The sequence below is a fragment of the Paenibacillus amylolyticus genome (assembly GCF_001570725.1).
Taxonomy (GTDB): domain Bacteria; phylum Bacillota; class Bacilli; order Paenibacillales; family Paenibacillaceae; genus Paenibacillus; species Paenibacillus amylolyticus_A.
The window spans coordinates 434,960-449,565 of sequence record NZ_BCNV01000001.1 but is presented as its reverse complement, the minus strand read 5'-3'; the positions used below and the strand labels follow the sequence as shown (position 1 = coordinate 449,565).

Sequence of the window (14,606 nt, the reverse complement as noted above, 5' to 3'; positions counted from 1 at the left end):
AATCAAAGATATCTATATTCTAGCTGTATCCACGAATGCGTACAAGTGTTCTTATATATCATTTCCAGAGCCTTGTCACATTCTCCAATTCCATCTCGTTGAATTCTAATTGATAGATGTCCGGTTTCTTGGTTTGGTTCATAAAATCCAATCCGTAACTCGAATCAAAGTAATTCATCATCAATGTCATAACATGTCCATGGGTGCCAATAGCTACTTTTTCACCCTTATACTCTTCTAAAATATGTTTTAACACGTCCACTGCTCTATTCTGGCAAACCATGTTCGACTCGCCTCCTGGCAATGCATAATCAGGGTCATCAAACATTCTCTTCGAGGCAGGCTCGAACTCTTCATCGGTAATCATATCATCTGAAAAATGTCTTTCTCGCAGATCCTCCATGATCTGAATATTGATGTCCAACACTGTTGCCAACCCCTCCAAGGTTAGGACAGCTCGGGCATATGGACTTGAGATAATAGTATGTATTCCTTCGTCTTTTAACATTTCTGTTATTTTAGCTGCGTTCACCTTGCCCTCCAAGGTAAGTCCTCTGGTCCTTTCCGTTCCTTCCGTGTACGGTGACTCCGCATGCCTAACCATATACACAATGGTCTTCATAGGATTCTCCTTCAATTCTTCTGACTTATACAATTAAATTTACAATAATTTTCAGATATGTGTATAGTAGAAATACAGCAAAATTCTTGCAAAGAACTCAAATTCAATGAGAGGATGAGATCATGTCTTTTTTCAAAAATAAAATTGTACTATCCTCTGTATTGATATTCCTAGCTGTTTCCATTGGTACATTAGCATATATGAATGGTCAATCGAAACAAGGGGAGCCCATTCATAAAGTCGTCAACCTTTCGGGCAATTCCTTAACTTTTCATGCAATAGATAAGCTCGATGCGTTTGCTGAACTGATCGTCATTGGCTATGGCATAGAAGACTTTAGAGATCGAGAACATGTCATTACTGCATTTGATGATGGGACTATGCAATCCTTTCACACCAATACGAACATCAAGATTGAAAAGATATTAAAGAAACCTGAAGGTTTCCCTTCAGATCAGAACGAATTAACGATCATCGAGCCCGTTAGCCTGGATGGAGACGTTAAATATACAGCTGATGACTATGTAGAACTGCAGAAGGGTGATAAAAGTGTGCTTTTCTTGATGAAAAACTCCTTTGGTGATTATGGATTAATCAATGATAACTTAGGCAAATTCAGCCTTGAAGGGATAAGTCAATATAGTGTACCTCAATCCTCCACTTCTCAAGCGTTATCCAATTACGCGACATTTCGTAAATCTGTCATGAAGAAGTACCATTTGAATTGAGGCTTACGTCAAAGGATGAAGTTATCGATTTTTGTCTAAAATCATTGGGTATCAATTTAATCTCCACGTTTAGATGAATAGATTCAGGCAGATTCATTTGAGTAATATTCTCATAACCAATGAAGTAATAATGATTTTCGTCCAGTTCTATCAAACCACCACCTGTTGAGCCAGAAGTTGAAATCAAATTTCCGTCACGATAAAGCTCACAAGCAATGTTATACTCCGTCAAACTAAACCCTTTCACTTCATATCCAATCTTGATTTGATTTTCCGTATAATCAGCATTTCGTAAACTAATCGCACCACCATCCACCATTTGGGTCCGAACTGCAATATTTGCTTCGGGCATCTCTGGTTGTCTTAATAGATAGCCTACTTTTAGGTACCATATAACTCCTAATACAACTACAGCAAGTACAATTATAGCAATGATAAACTTCTTTTCTTTTTTTTCATAATCCTTACTCCTTACATCTGAAAACGGTCTTGGATCATCGATTAAATTCAGGTTTCACCTCATTATCCTAGAAATACATTGTTAATTATCTCTCGATCATAATCTAGAATCCAATCGTTATATTCTTTATAAATACCCATTAGTTCTTCCCTTGCTGCTGAAATAACATCGCAACCTCTATCATCATAGATATGAAATATCGTTTTCTTACTTATATTAATGAAATACACCCTATGATAAATCTTTGGCTTAATTCCAACATCATGATTACATATAGCTTTGATTAACTGAGTATATTTCAAGTCCTTAACTCTGCATTTAGTCCAGTACCTATACATGGTGTTTCTTGGATCTTGCATGCCATCTGGTTCACAATCCAAACCTGAAAATATCTCAAGGCTCAAGGCTCTAATCGGCCCTTTCTTCTTGATATATTTTCTGTACAGGTTCAATTTTTTCACTTTATGTTTAGGCTTATCTCCCAAATAAGCTTGAGTTATGAATAGGACTTCATCTTCCTGATCATGAAGAGCCTTAAATAATTCAAGTGATCGATGATAAACTTGTTCCATGTAATACTCCGTACTCATTCCAAACATCAGAGAAATGCCAAGTTCGAATCGTATTCCAACATCCCAATTATAAAAAAGCGGCGGTTCTAAGGTCAGGTTTGGAAAATGCTCAGCCAGGTATGTCTTCAGATCCATTCTGTGACCTCCATTATTTTCTCGGATTTCATCTAATTGATTCTCTAGCTCTCCATTTCATATCTTGTTTGAAGCTCTTTTACAAAAAAAGTTCGCCAGGTGATCAGGGATTTCCTCAACAGCCGAATAGGCCTCCAATTTCTCTTTAAAGATGGTTGCCAGTTTACTGGCCTGATTCGTTCTAATTCCATTGACCGTTAAACTTAATCTGGAGAAATCATTCATTAACAGATTATGAATGAATAGACGATCTCTGTCGAACACACTCAAATGACAAAACAAAAAAAGAAACCGTTCTTTGGTGAAATGGATGTACCACCCAACCATTGGATAGAGACGGTTTCTTTTTATAATCAATGTACTATGATTCAACTTTTCTTGCCTACTAATTCAACCACCCTGCTTCACGTATCGATTAACAGGCACCGAAAGTCCCAGATTTCCCCGCAGCGTATCATGCTCGTATTCCGTACGGAACAGTCCACGTTGTTGCAACACAGGCACGACCAACTCTACAAAAGCTTCCAGTCCATTCGGTACGGTCGGCAGGATAATGAATCCGTCCACAGCCCCCTCCTCGAACCATAGCTGCATCATGTCGACAATGGTTTCAGGTGTGCCAAAAAACGGGGATCGGGGCTGTGCAACATGTAACGCAACCTCGCGCAGTGTCGATCCTTGCTCCCGTGCTTCCCGCTTAATCTGATCCGTAAAACTTCGGAAGCCATTGGAACCAAAATCACCTAAATCCGGAAAAGGCTCATCCAGATCATATTGGGTAAAATCATGATAATCAAAGTAACGACTTAAATATTGAACCGCATCATCAACAGAGCCCAGATGGAGAACCTCATCATATTTACGCTGGGCTTCCTCTTCGGTATGTCCCACAATCGGTGCAATGCCCGGCAGAATCAGTATGTCTTCAGGCTTACGTCCGAAGGAGACCGCGCGCTGCTTCAGATCATCGTATACCACCTTGGCTTCCTCCAGCGATTGACCGTGCACAAATACAGCATCAGCCGTTTTTGCAGCAAAATCCCGGCCCGATTCTGACGCGCCTGCCTGGAAAATGACGGGATGCCCCTGCTTCGAACGCGCAATGTTCAGCGGACCGGCCACCTCGTAAAATTCGCCTTTATGATTCAGCTTGTGCAGCTTCTCCGGATCAAAGAACACACCGCTTTCCTTGTCCCGAATCAACGCATCGTCTTCCCAGGAGTCCCATAATCCCCGTGTCACCTCCACGTACTCTTCCGCCATACGATAGCGGGTTTCGTGGTCGGGATGGCCTCCCTTGTTAAAGTTGTCTGCTACACCTTCCGATGGCGAAGTCACCACATTCCACGCTGCGCGTCCACCGCTGAGATGATCCAGGGATGCAAACTGGCGAGCTACGGTAAACGGTTCGCTATAGGATGTGGAGAGTGTTCCTGCCAATCCAATGTCTCTGGTCGATGCGGCAAGAGCAGACAGGACGGTAAGTGGCTCAAAACGATTCAAAAAATGAGGGATAGACTGCTCTGTAATATGCAAGCCATCGGCAATAAATACAAAGTCAAGTTTGCCGGCCTCCGCCTGTCTAGCCTGCTGGATGTAAAAATCGATATTTATGCTTGCATCTGATGGCAGCTCGGGATGTCTCCAGCCCGAAACGCTGGAGCCGACGCCGTGCAGTGATGTTCCCAGCCTTAATTGACCCTCTCTCGACATTACGGTTCCCCTCTCAGTTAATGTAATCTCATTTTTATGTCCGTTCTATCTGCAAACGTTTTGTTCAAAGTGCTTCTGCTGCTGTCGGCTGCTTTGCATAACGATTTTCCGGCACAGGCAAACCCAGATGCCCCCGTAGCGTATCGAATTCATATTCCGTGCGAAACACACCGCGCTCCTGCAAAATCGGCACGACGTCATCCACAAAAATATTAAGATCCTCCGGTGTAATCGGGTGTACGATGAAGCCGTCGGCTGCTTTTGTCTCGAACCAATGCTGCAGCGTATCCGCTACCGTCTCGGCCGAGCCGATGAACGGAGAACGTGGGGCCACCGCTTCAAGAGCAACCTGCCGCAAAGTCTGTCCATGCTCGCGGGCTCTTGCTTTGATTCGGTCCGTGCCACTACGAAACGAGTTCTGACCGAGATCACCCAACTCCGGGAATGGCTCATCCAGTGCATACTGGTGAAAATCATGATGGTCAAAAAACCGGCCCAACACGTCCAGCGCTTCCTCAATCGGAGTCTGTCTCGCAGCCTCCTGATATCTCTGCTCCGCCTCTTCGTCGGTTTTCCCAATAATCGGAACAATGCCTACCATAATGGAAAGATCGTCTGCCGCGCGTCCTTCCTCCACGGTACGCCGCTTTACATCCTCATAGAATGCTCTTGCGTCCTCAATCGAGTTTTGCCCTGTAAAAACTGCATCTGCACCCTTCGCCGCAAGCTGTTTTCCAGGCTCCGACGATCCAGCCTGAAATACTACAGGTTGTCCCTGCTTCGTACGTGCAATGTTGAGTGGCCCCGCTACCTTAAAATGCTTACCTTCATGATTGACACGGTGCAGCTTGGCAGGATCAAAAAAGACGCCCGTCTCCTTGTTTCGCACAAAGGCGTCCGTCTCCCAGGAGTCCCACAAGCCGCGCACAACGTCCAAAAACTCCTCGGCAATCTCGTAACGCTCCCCGTGGGTCGGATGCGACGCTTTGCTATAGTTTGTTGCCGAGCCTTCTAACGGCGATGTGACCAGATTCCAGCCTCCGCGCCCCTTACTGATGTGATCGAGAGAAGCAAACTGACGGGCCGCGTTAAAGGGTTCACTATACGAGCTGGATAGCGTGCCAACCAGCCCAATTCGGGTGGTTACTGCCGCAAGCGCGGACAAAATAGTAAGTGGCTCGAAGCGATTTAGAAAATGAGGAATTGATTTTTCAGTGATAAACAGCCCATCGGCAATAAACACAAGATCGAATTTGCCTCGTTCCGCTGTTTGCGCCTGCTGTGTGTAAAACTCAAGATTAACGCTGGCATCCACCGGCACACTAGGATGACGCCAGCTGGACATCGTTCCACCAACACCCAAAATAATGCTGCCTAATTTAAGCTGTTTCGCTTTACTCATGGTCACCCTCCCGCATTGATCCATTTATTGAAGCAGTGTAGTGTCAGCCAACTGCAAACGATAGCTTTTGACCAGCGTGTTCCCTGTTGTAAACTCCTTATCATGGGCTCGTTCAAAGCCTAGCCGCTCATAGAGACGGATGGCCTCTCCCATCATGTCCGAGGAATGAAGGTACAACAGATCCGCACCTTGTTCTCTCGCAAGTTTGGCGCTGGCTCGAATGAGCTCTGTAGCCACACCTCTGCCGCGCGCGTTACCAGTCACGCCCAGCAAACGGATAATCGGGGAATGGATGCCAAGCTCTGCATTGCCGTATGCTGTCTCGGATGAGGCATATACGAACACGCTGCCTACAACTTCTCCGTCCAGTTCTGCTACAAGCTTGGCTATTGTTGATGATTTCTCTATAGCTTCTACAATGCTTGCTTTATAAGCCAGCCATACATCCTGAGGAAGCTCTTGTTCATATTGGCTGTACGCCTCAAACAGGATGGCCTCGAGCAAGCGAACGTCATCGGCTGCCGCTTCTCTGATGATCAGTTCCCGGCTGTCATTGCTCGGATTCGGTTGTTGCCTTTCCGTTGATTGCGCCTCAGTCTTTCCCATCATTGCACCTGCTTTTCAGCCGCTTCTTGCTTGATTCTGCGAATCTGGTTGAGATGGTTCTCCACATGAGCTACAAAAGCCGGGATGATCGCAGATAGAGATACCGTCTCTCCTTTGAAGTTGATGCCGGTTTTGCTCCATTCCTCATCGCCCAGGCGCTCCAGTAGCCCTGCGTTGTATTGAACCAGGCCATGAGCAATCGTAATCAGGCGAGAGGTTTGCTCCTCATTTGCTTTCTGTCCAGCAACCCACGTATCCTGGTTAAAGCCGGGTAGCGTCGCTTTTGATCCTGCTAGTATTTCCCGGATGCGAAAGGAAACGACGATGCTGTGGTCCACCAGATGCGCCAGCACTTCGGTAACACTCCAGGAGGATGGAGACGATTTCCATTTCAACTGCCGCTCGGTCAGTCCCGCGATTTCCTGTTCAATCTCTTCATAAGCGTCTACATACGCCGATATGATTGATGTTGTCTTCCCTGTTGCGTTCCCCATGATTACCGCTCTCCGATCTTTATTATGAAATGAATTCGATTGTAAACATTATTAAGGTTGCACCAGTTCCTCTGTAAATGCTTCTCTAAGCAACTGGAAGGAACGAGTCCGCTTATCAAAATCAGGAATAATCGTTGTGAACACAAAGCTGTTCACACCATATTCCTCCGATAGTTCGAGTAGCCGCTTCCGCACCGTCTCCTTCGTGCCGCGAGTAATGTCCGCTTCGCGCTCAACCGCCGTATACGTTTCTCCCGCCTGCCTTGCGAATTCCGCTGCCTGCTCCAACGTCTGCACATTAACGGTTTTGCCACTGGCCAGCGTCACACGCACGCTTTTGTGCTGTCCCGCCAGCGCATTAGCCTCTTCTTCCGTCTCTGCCGCAATCACAGACAAAGCCAGAATGGCTTGGGGCTCCCCGCCATGCTCAGTGTTGAACTGTGTGCGATAAGCATCTAGCGCAGCACGAGCCGTCTCGGGATCACTGTTAATAAATAGGGCAAACGCATAAGGAAGCCCCTGCCTTGCCGCCAGTTCTGCACTGGAAACGCTCGTACCCAGCATATAAATACCCGCTGGCTGTCCTGGTAACGGATGAGCCGTCAGCCCTGGCTGCGCATGGGATTCACTCGCCGGAGAATGCAGGAAGTCCTTAAGCTCCACCAATTTGTCCTCCAACGTTTCCGGCTCTGCGACTCCCTTTTGCAGCGCCTTCGTGGAACGAGGTAAGCCGCCCGGCGCTCGCCCGATGCCCAATTCAACCCGTCCCGGGGCCAGCGTCGCAAGTATATTGAAGTTCTCCGCTACCTTGTATGGACTGTAATGCTGGAGCATGACACCACCGGAGCCGACCCGGATGGTATGGGTCTGTGCCAGCAAATACGATACGAGCACTTCTGGCGATGATCCGGCAACACCTTCCGAATCATGATGCTCGGCTACCCAAAACCGATCATATCCAAGGGACTCCGCGAGCTTCGCCAGTTCTACTGTATTTTTCAGCGCCTCCGCAGCCGTCTGGCCGGGAAACACGATGCTTTGGTCCAAAATTCCTAATGTAAATGACATGTACATTCCCCCTCCAATGTTCCTTGAATCAATTTCATAACTCACTAAAAATGTTTTTTTGTAACAAGATATAGACAAATTGAATCGTTTTGATCTATCTCTTGCCTTGATTGAAGTAGCTAAAGGTATTATGAAATTGATTCTCTTATATCGAATATGCGGCGTCAGGCGTAATGCGTTTGAGAAATTGCTTCGTGCGTTCTTCCTTCGGATATCGGAATAACTGCTTCGGATCGCCTTCCTCCACAATGACACCGCCATCCATGAATACAACATGGTTCGCTACTTCCTGCGCAAAACCCATTTCGTGAGTAACGATGATCATCGTTATTCCTTCCTCCGCAATTTGGCGAATGACAGCCAGCACCTCGCCTACAAGTTCGGGGTCCAGAGCAGAGGTCGGCTCGTCAAACAAAATAACCTCTGGATTCATCGCCAACGCCCGTGCAATGCCGACGCGCTGCTGCTGTCCACCTGACAGCTCGCTAGGGTACGAATCGAGCTTGTTTCCTAGGCCAACTTTCTCCAGCAAGGCCGCGCTGCGCGCCTTTGCTTCCTCCTTCGGCACTTTACGGACAGCGACAAGCCCCTCCATCACATTTTGCAGCGCCGTTTTGTGGCGAAATAAATTATATTGCTGGAATACCATCGCTGACTTTTGGCGCAGAGCATGGATATCCTTTTTGTTATGCTGCTTGTAATTCAGGGTAAAGTCTCCGATGCTGATATGCCCGGAATCCGGCTTTTCCAAATAATTGATGCAGCGTAGAAGTGTTGTTTTGCCAGAACCACTTGGTCCCAGAATGGCAACAACCTCTCCGCGCTTTACGCTCAGGTCAATTCCCGAAAGCACTTTGTTATCTCCGAAGCTTTTGTGTATTTGCTTTAGTTCAATCATGACACGCCTCCCCGGCTGTACGCCCTGAACCGCTTCTCTGCCAGCGCGGTCAGTCTTTCAATAGTTATGGTCAGACCCCAGAAAATGAGAGCTGCCGCCACATACGCCTCAAAAAACTTCCAGTTGGTCGATGCGACAATTTGCGCCTTGGCGTTAATCTCCACCACAGAGACCGCAAACGCCAGCGTTGAACCATGCAGCATACCAATCAGCATGTTCGAAATATTGGGCAGACTCGCCGCAAAAGCCTGTGGCAACACAACTCTACGCATCGCCTTCGATACTGTCATACCAAGGGAATAAGCAGCCTCGATCTGCCCGCGATCAACCGAGAGCAAGCCGGATCTAACAATCTCTGACGCATAAGCCCCAGCCGTAATCGAAAATGCGAGGTAGGCAAAGCCGATCAACGGAATCGACGCGGAGTTGAATCCAAGTCCGAGCGATGCTGTGACACTGTCAATCACCATGGGCAGACCGAAATAGATCAGAAGCAAATGCGTAATCATTGGCGTACCGCGAATAAATGTAACGTAGGCAGCCGCCAGCTGACTCAGCACAGGAATCCGAAATTGGCGGACAAGCGCAACGGCTGTGCCGATGATAAAACCGAAGACAACCGATACAGCGGTAATCGCCAGCGTAATCGGGATGACACCGAGAAGCTCCACGAAAGCGGTCCATACAAAGGAAAGATCAAAGCTCATATCGGAGCAAACCCCCTCTTCTGTACTTTCCGCTCAAGCACACGGAACACCCGATCCAGCACAAAGCTTAGAACAAAATAAATGAGAGCCAGTGAGATATACGCTTCGATAAAATGACGAGAGATCGTTGCCAGTGTGGAGGATTTACCGGTCATCTCCATGACACCCACACTGAAAGCAAGTGATGTATCCTTCAGGCTGCCAATCACCATATTGGAGAATATAGGCAGTGCCGTCACATATGCCTGCGGCAATACAATCCGGAAAAAGGCTTGTGGGCCAGACATGCCCAGCGCATAAGCGGCCTCGACCTGCCCCCGATCCACAGATGCGACTGAAGCCCGAATCATCTCCACCATAAACGCTCCGCTATTCAACGAGTAAGTCAAAATGACAAAATACAGCGCAGGTGCACGATTGGCATTAATGCCGAACAAACCTAAAATTTCCGGCACACCGTAATAGAACAAAAACAGCTGAATAAGAATCGGTGTACCGCGAAAAAAGGATACATACAGCTTAGACAGCTGTTTCAGCACCGGGATATTATACATCTGCGGCAATGCCGCGATGGAACTGATGATAAGACCAAGCACCATTGCACTAACTACAATTAGAAGCGTAGTACTGATGGTAGGTAGGAGCTTTACAAAGTAGTCAATGACATAACTGAATTCAAATGGTGCACCCATCGCAGCGACCTGCCTTTCCTCTACGTGTTATTTGGCTTCCGATTGCGTAGCGTCAAAACCAAGCCACTGCTCGCTCAGTTGCTTCAATGTGCCGTCAGCCTTAATTTCCTTCAGTACTTCATCGACACGGTCAGCGAGTTTTTGCTGCTCAGGGTCGTTTTTGCGGAACATAAACAGCGTGTCTGATTCACTGAGCGGCGCACCGACCAGTTTCAAATCGTTGTTTGGATCGATAAGTGGAAGGGTAAAGTCTGCAGCTATAGACGCTGCAACCCGTTTGGACTTGAGTTGTGAGATGAAATCGTTGGCCACACCGCTTGAATACACAATTTCAAGTGCATTGTCATGCTCCTTGTTGTAGTTTTCCAGCAAGATGGCTTGTGCACTGGTTGCTGTAGTAAATACTTTCTTGCCCTTCAAATCGTCAATGGATTGAATGGAGTTGTCATCTTTAAGAACGGCAATTTTGTTTTTCCAATGGGAATACGCTTCTTTGTTGAACAGATATTTCTCCTCGCGCTCCGGATTTTTTTCCATTTGATGTGCAACCATGTCAATCTTGTTCGTTTCAAGGCTCAGCAGCAAGTTGGTGAACTCCAGCGTCTGAAACTCGAACTCGTAATCATCAAGCCGTTTATCAATTTCTCTGACCAGTTCTACATCGTAACCTGTCAGCTTATCATTTTCGTCAATAAAGGCTACATTCGGAAACTGTGTGCCTGTTCCCACAATAATCTGGGTTGGTTCGCTTGCCCCCTCAGCTCCCGATGCCGTCTTCGCTTCTCCCCCGGTGTTGCATCCTGTCAACGCCAGAACTAGTGCAGTAGTTAGTGTTAAAACAGACCATTTTTTCATGTTTTTATCCCCCGTTATGTTTTATATTATTTTTAAACCACCAATTCATACATGTTAAGTAGGAATTAATTGATCTAAAAATATCATCCCAGTGGGAATATCGTCAACGGGTATACTTATAGAACTATTCTATATGTAAATTCAATTATTCAATGGGTACGATTACACGATTCCCCATTCACTATATTTTGTGTGAGGAAAGTCTTCTTTTTGTGAGAGTTTAGAGACATAGGATCGACAAAAAAAGCCGGACATTTAATGCCCCAGCTTCTTTGTTTTCGCAAGTATACTTTCAGTTCATTCAAACCATTCATACATATGTTAGTGCTTTCCAATCAACGTTCACATCCGATCGTCAATTTTCCATCCCTCGTTTTCGAAGAGTATGGAATACGTGGATTCATCTTTTTGACCATCTTCCCATGTTCTAGATACTTCAATTAAGATCTCATCATTTTCACTTACTTCAATGTTATTTATATCTACCGATTCTAACTTAAGAGAATTCTTGTTTAATTGATAATATACCTTAACCATCTCATCGACTGTTGCTTCTTCTGTATAGTCTCCTGTACACCATGCATATACGCTTTTCACATATGTTTCTGTCGTGTAGTCTTTCCATCTCCGGATATCATCAAAATGTTGAAAGTAGTTATTCACAGTAAGCATAAAATCATGATTAGGTATTTCTTGCACATTATAATTAATTTCTATCATTTCTCTTGTTCCACATCCCGTACTACAAAAGAAATTCAACTCGCAGACCAAGGCTCCATTAGGAGCCCCAGCTCGAATGTTCTGTTATCAGAAGTACTCCCCTTCTATGTACTACCTACAAGAGTCGTTTTAATATTACTTCTATTTCTTCTATTAAATCACTTTGAAAATAAATCTCCTGTGAGTGTCTCTGATCATAAAAACTCGTCTTTCAAAAACCAATGAAACATCTTTTGCTTCATTCGATTCGCTATGTCACCATTTCTTACCTTAATCCATTTATATAATGGTTCTTCTATAAATTCCAATAAGTCCTTTTTACATTTCTTAAGGCTTTCTGCCAGTTCATTATAGGTAAACTTAATGCTTACTAGTTCTTCCTTAAGTGGTTCCGGATCATCTGACCATACTAAGGCGTAATCATCAAAATACTGAATTCCAGGCGATGGGTCATGCCCAAGCCATGGACTTTGTTTAGCTTGAATTGAATGTTCTATTGATTGTATTTCTTCTAGCCCGCAACAGCAGCTAGGCATGATACATGTTTCATCATCCTGTATAAAAGCTACCCCACCTAGTATCGCCACTTCATCTTGTTCAAATAGCTCTTCAAAAGATTCTTCAAAAGACTTCGATACATCAATGTTGTTGTAGCCAAATAAATGCAGTAAAAACAATTCAACTTCAGCTTCACTACTTTTTGAGGATAAAAAAGTAAACTCCTTTCGATTCACTTCATTCTCAATCCAAATAGGTTTATCGTAATAAGGTTCTAGGATTACTGGTTTCATATAAGACAACTTAAACTTCACCTACTTCATCTTTTTATCTCGTTTTCAGGAATTTCAGCTATCGTTCCTGTATTCATGACGCTTGGCGTATGCCAAGTGTGTCCGGCAGCCTCTGCTTTCCTGAAATGCTTCTGCCGGACCGAGGGCGTATGCTCGATGCGTGAATATATTGTTATCTAATTTTCAAGGTAATCTATGAATAACTTTCAATAATGTTTCAACTATGATCTTCAATCAGTATTAAATTCTTATCTTTCATTTGAAATATTGATTTCCCTTGAAGTTTTAATGTTTCTCCTGCCTTCATTCCATTAGGGAGATCACTGGACAATACTCCCTCATAATCAATGTCAACCTCTGCTTTATCTCCTGCGAAAGTAATGTTCTTTATTACTTGACGCCTTTGAGAAAATACCTGAATTGACTGCTCTGCTAATGTGCGAAATTCCTGAATCCCCTTTGTTTCCGAATTCACTTCACCTTTAGAAATGTTTCGAAAATGAATATTCTCATTCAAAACTCCTATCATTCCATCAATGTTAAACGTGTTATATGCGCTCAGGTATTTTTCAATAAGGTCTTTTAAATTTGAGTTTTCCAAGTCGAATCACACTCCTAAATTTTGATATTACATAATTGTCCTGATTTAGATAACGTTCCTGTATTCAAGAGCCGACGCATGTCGGGTGTTCGGCGATTGCCGGACCAAGGACGTATGTCCGCAGCGTGAATATTATGTTATCTGAAGGTGGCTGCTTCTTCGAATTATTCCATCGAAAATATTTGGTTTATGTGTAATGAATTTTTGTACTAACTCTTCACCAAATATTGTAATACTCTGTTCCCAAGGATGTCCCAAATAACCAAAACTAAAATCCTTCTTTAAAAATAAGTAGTAATCACCGTCAGGATAAAATAAGATTCTTGGAGAAGCCTCTTGCAAGTATGGAGAATAATAAAAAGATTCATGCTGCCAATCTAATGCGTACAGATACTCGTGAGGTTCTAAACAAGATTTAAAAATGGTTTTACAGACTTCTTCTAATTCATTAATCTCTTCTTCTTTGTAATTCTTTATCATCTCAAAAGTTATATAAGGTCCATGGATTGAAAATGTAGGCCAATCCTTTGGATATATGCTTGGTTTAAACGAAAAATCTTTATCAAATTTATCCCAAACTCTTTTATATTCATTATCCTGTAATGGAATCCAATTATTAATAAGCTTCGCCTCCTTTTTATATTGTTTTGGATGAATTTCATATAACGTTCCTGTATTCACGACTCGACGCATGTCGAGTGTCCAGCGAATGCTGGCCCCAAGGGCGTATGCCCGTAGCGTGAATATTACGTTATATGAAGTCCGTTATTTATTTAACTTATTAAGCAATGATTTTACACTTGTAGTGGTATTTTTTGGATCTTCTTTTGTCCAAGCTACTGTCATGTTAAACTTTTTAAGTAAATTAATTAATTCAGTTATATCTTCAACAGATCCATCAGTGTATACATATAATTTCCTTAGAGTTTTGTCTTGTGGCTTTTTATCTTTAGAAAGTCTCATTTCGTGCTTTAATACTGTCCTATCACTCTCATCCACTATGTTTAACGGAGTAATAATACTTTTATTTTTTCTCAATTCAGCTATTTTATTGTTATGATTTATAGTTTTAGGAAAACTATCATTAAGTTGTTCAAGAAAATGCATAAAATCAAAAGAACCTTTATATGAATTTAATTGTAACTCTTCTACAAACTTCCTTTGTAATTGATCAGTTATATAAACTTCGAATTTTCCTTTCTCATGATTACCGTACATTTTTATATTCAACATACTTTTTGTATTTCTCAGATATACAAATAATTTATCTTTTGAATCTTTATCTTCTTCTGATAAAAACATCATAAATAAGAATCTTCCTTTCCCAATATGGGTTTCAAAGATTAATGTTTTATCATCTGATAACAGAGCTTCCGAATAAATATTATTCAATTCACTAAAATTAAACAGTATAGTCATTGGTTCTCCTCTCGATCTTTAGGATTTCATATAACGTTCCTATATTCATGAACCCGAAGGGGTGTCTGTTGAAATACCTCCCCGAAATCCATCCGCAGACCAAGGCTCCGAAGGAGCCGCTGC

Annotated in this window: 19 protein-coding genes; 1 reads left to right on the top strand and 18 read right to left on the bottom strand. The window is 43.6% G+C overall.

Going from position 1 to position 14,606, the window contains the following annotated elements; translation table 11 throughout:
- Window positions 1–58: 58 nt before the first annotated feature.
- Window positions 59–622 carry a histidine phosphatase family protein gene (locus PAHA3_RS02015; protein WP_062833232.1) on the bottom strand — a complete coding sequence of 188 codons (564 nt, stop codon included), beginning with the start codon at window positions 620–622 and terminating at the stop codon, window positions 59–61.
- Window positions 623–744: 122 nt separating this feature from the next.
- On the opposite strand from PAHA3_RS02015, the gene PAHA3_RS02010 reads away from it, so the two are divergent.
- Window positions 745–1,350, top strand: a complete 606-nt coding sequence (locus PAHA3_RS02010; protein WP_062833231.1) for a hypothetical protein — start codon at window positions 745–747, stop codon at window positions 1,348–1,350.
- Here the strand turns inward: PAHA3_RS02010 and PAHA3_RS02005 are convergent.
- The 17 genes from PAHA3_RS02005 to PAHA3_RS01925 all read right to left on the bottom strand — a co-directional run bounded on the left by PAHA3_RS02005 (window position 1,325) and on the right by PAHA3_RS01925 (window position 14,483).
- Complete coding sequence (locus PAHA3_RS02005; protein WP_062833230.1) at window positions 1,325–1,702, bottom strand: hypothetical protein; 378 nt, start codon at window positions 1,700–1,702, stop codon at window positions 1,325–1,327. The genes PAHA3_RS02010 and PAHA3_RS02005 overlap by 26 nt on opposite strands.
- A 170-nt stretch (window positions 1,703–1,872) precedes the next feature.
- A complete protein-coding gene (locus tag PAHA3_RS02000) occupies window positions 1,873–2,517 on the bottom strand; it encodes a DUF3885 domain-containing protein (RefSeq protein WP_062833229.1) in 645 nt (214 codons plus the stop codon).
- Window positions 2,518–2,574: 57 nt separating this feature from the next.
- Window positions 2,575–2,742 carry a hypothetical protein gene (locus tag PAHA3_RS31190; protein ID WP_371327891.1) on the bottom strand — a complete coding sequence of 56 codons (168 nt, stop codon included), beginning with the start codon at window positions 2,740–2,742 and terminating at the stop codon, window positions 2,575–2,577.
- 165 nt (window positions 2,743–2,907) lie between these two features.
- Window positions 2,908–4,230 carry an LLM class flavin-dependent oxidoreductase gene (locus PAHA3_RS01990; RefSeq protein ID WP_062833227.1) on the bottom strand — a complete coding sequence of 441 codons (1,323 nt, stop codon included), beginning with the start codon at window positions 4,228–4,230 and terminating at the stop codon, window positions 2,908–2,910.
- Window positions 4,231–4,294: 64 nt separating this feature from the next.
- Window positions 4,295–5,632, bottom strand: coding sequence for an LLM class flavin-dependent oxidoreductase (locus tag PAHA3_RS01985; protein ID WP_062833226.1), 1,338 nt, complete (start codon window positions 5,630–5,632; stop codon window positions 4,295–4,297).
- A gap of 24 nt (window positions 5,633–5,656) precedes the next feature.
- Window positions 5,657–6,238 (bottom strand): GNAT family N-acetyltransferase, encoded by a 582-nt coding sequence (locus tag PAHA3_RS01980; protein ID WP_082762692.1) that lies wholly within the window; start codon window positions 6,236–6,238, stop codon window positions 5,657–5,659.
- On the bottom strand, window positions 6,238–6,732 hold the full coding sequence (locus PAHA3_RS01975) for a DinB family protein (RefSeq protein ID WP_062833225.1): 495 nt from the start codon (window positions 6,730–6,732) through the stop codon (window positions 6,238–6,240). Before PAHA3_RS01975 ends, PAHA3_RS01980 begins: the two co-directional genes overlap by 1 nt.
- A 51-nt stretch (window positions 6,733–6,783) precedes the next feature.
- Complete coding sequence (locus PAHA3_RS01970) at window positions 6,784–7,800, bottom strand: LLM class flavin-dependent oxidoreductase (RefSeq protein WP_062833224.1); 1,017 nt, start codon at window positions 7,798–7,800, stop codon at window positions 6,784–6,786.
- A gap of 145 nt (window positions 7,801–7,945) precedes the next feature.
- Window positions 7,946–8,698: an amino acid ABC transporter ATP-binding protein gene (locus PAHA3_RS01965; RefSeq protein WP_062833223.1), complete on the bottom strand. Its 753-nt coding sequence runs from the start codon at window positions 8,696–8,698 to the stop codon at window positions 7,946–7,948.
- The gene (locus PAHA3_RS01960; protein WP_062833222.1) at window positions 8,695–9,405 is read right to left on the bottom strand and encodes an amino acid ABC transporter permease; all 711 of its coding nucleotides are present in this window, start codon (window positions 9,403–9,405) and stop codon (window positions 8,695–8,697) included. Before PAHA3_RS01960 ends, PAHA3_RS01965 begins: the two co-directional genes overlap by 4 nt.
- Window positions 9,402–10,097, bottom strand: a complete 696-nt coding sequence (locus PAHA3_RS01955; RefSeq protein ID WP_062833221.1) for an amino acid ABC transporter permease — start codon at window positions 10,095–10,097, stop codon at window positions 9,402–9,404. Before PAHA3_RS01955 ends, PAHA3_RS01960 begins: the two co-directional genes overlap by 4 nt.
- Before the next feature lie 27 nt (window positions 10,098–10,124).
- Window positions 10,125–10,952 carry a transporter substrate-binding domain-containing protein gene (locus PAHA3_RS01950; RefSeq protein ID WP_062833220.1) on the bottom strand — a complete coding sequence of 276 codons (828 nt, stop codon included), beginning with the start codon at window positions 10,950–10,952 and terminating at the stop codon, window positions 10,125–10,127.
- A 342-nt stretch (window positions 10,953–11,294) separates the two neighbouring features.
- Window positions 11,295–11,672, bottom strand: coding sequence for a hypothetical protein (locus tag PAHA3_RS01945; RefSeq protein ID WP_062833219.1), 378 nt, complete (start codon window positions 11,670–11,672; stop codon window positions 11,295–11,297).
- Between the two features lie 194 nt (window positions 11,673–11,866).
- Window positions 11,867–12,463, bottom strand: coding sequence for a hypothetical protein (locus PAHA3_RS01940; RefSeq protein ID WP_235599353.1), 597 nt, complete (start codon window positions 12,461–12,463; stop codon window positions 11,867–11,869).
- Between the two features lie 217 nt (window positions 12,464–12,680).
- Complete coding sequence (locus PAHA3_RS01935; protein WP_062833217.1) at window positions 12,681–13,064, bottom strand: nuclear transport factor 2 family protein; 384 nt, start codon at window positions 13,062–13,064, stop codon at window positions 12,681–12,683.
- 132 nt (window positions 13,065–13,196) lie between these two features.
- Window positions 13,197–13,745 carry a DUF2716 domain-containing protein gene (locus PAHA3_RS01930; protein ID WP_235599352.1) on the bottom strand — a complete coding sequence of 183 codons (549 nt, stop codon included), beginning with the start codon at window positions 13,743–13,745 and terminating at the stop codon, window positions 13,197–13,199.
- Between the two features lie 84 nt (window positions 13,746–13,829).
- Window positions 13,830–14,483: a hypothetical protein gene (locus PAHA3_RS01925; RefSeq protein ID WP_062833216.1), complete on the bottom strand. Its 654-nt coding sequence runs from the start codon at window positions 14,481–14,483 to the stop codon at window positions 13,830–13,832.
- Window positions 14,484–14,606 lie beyond the last annotated feature (123 nt).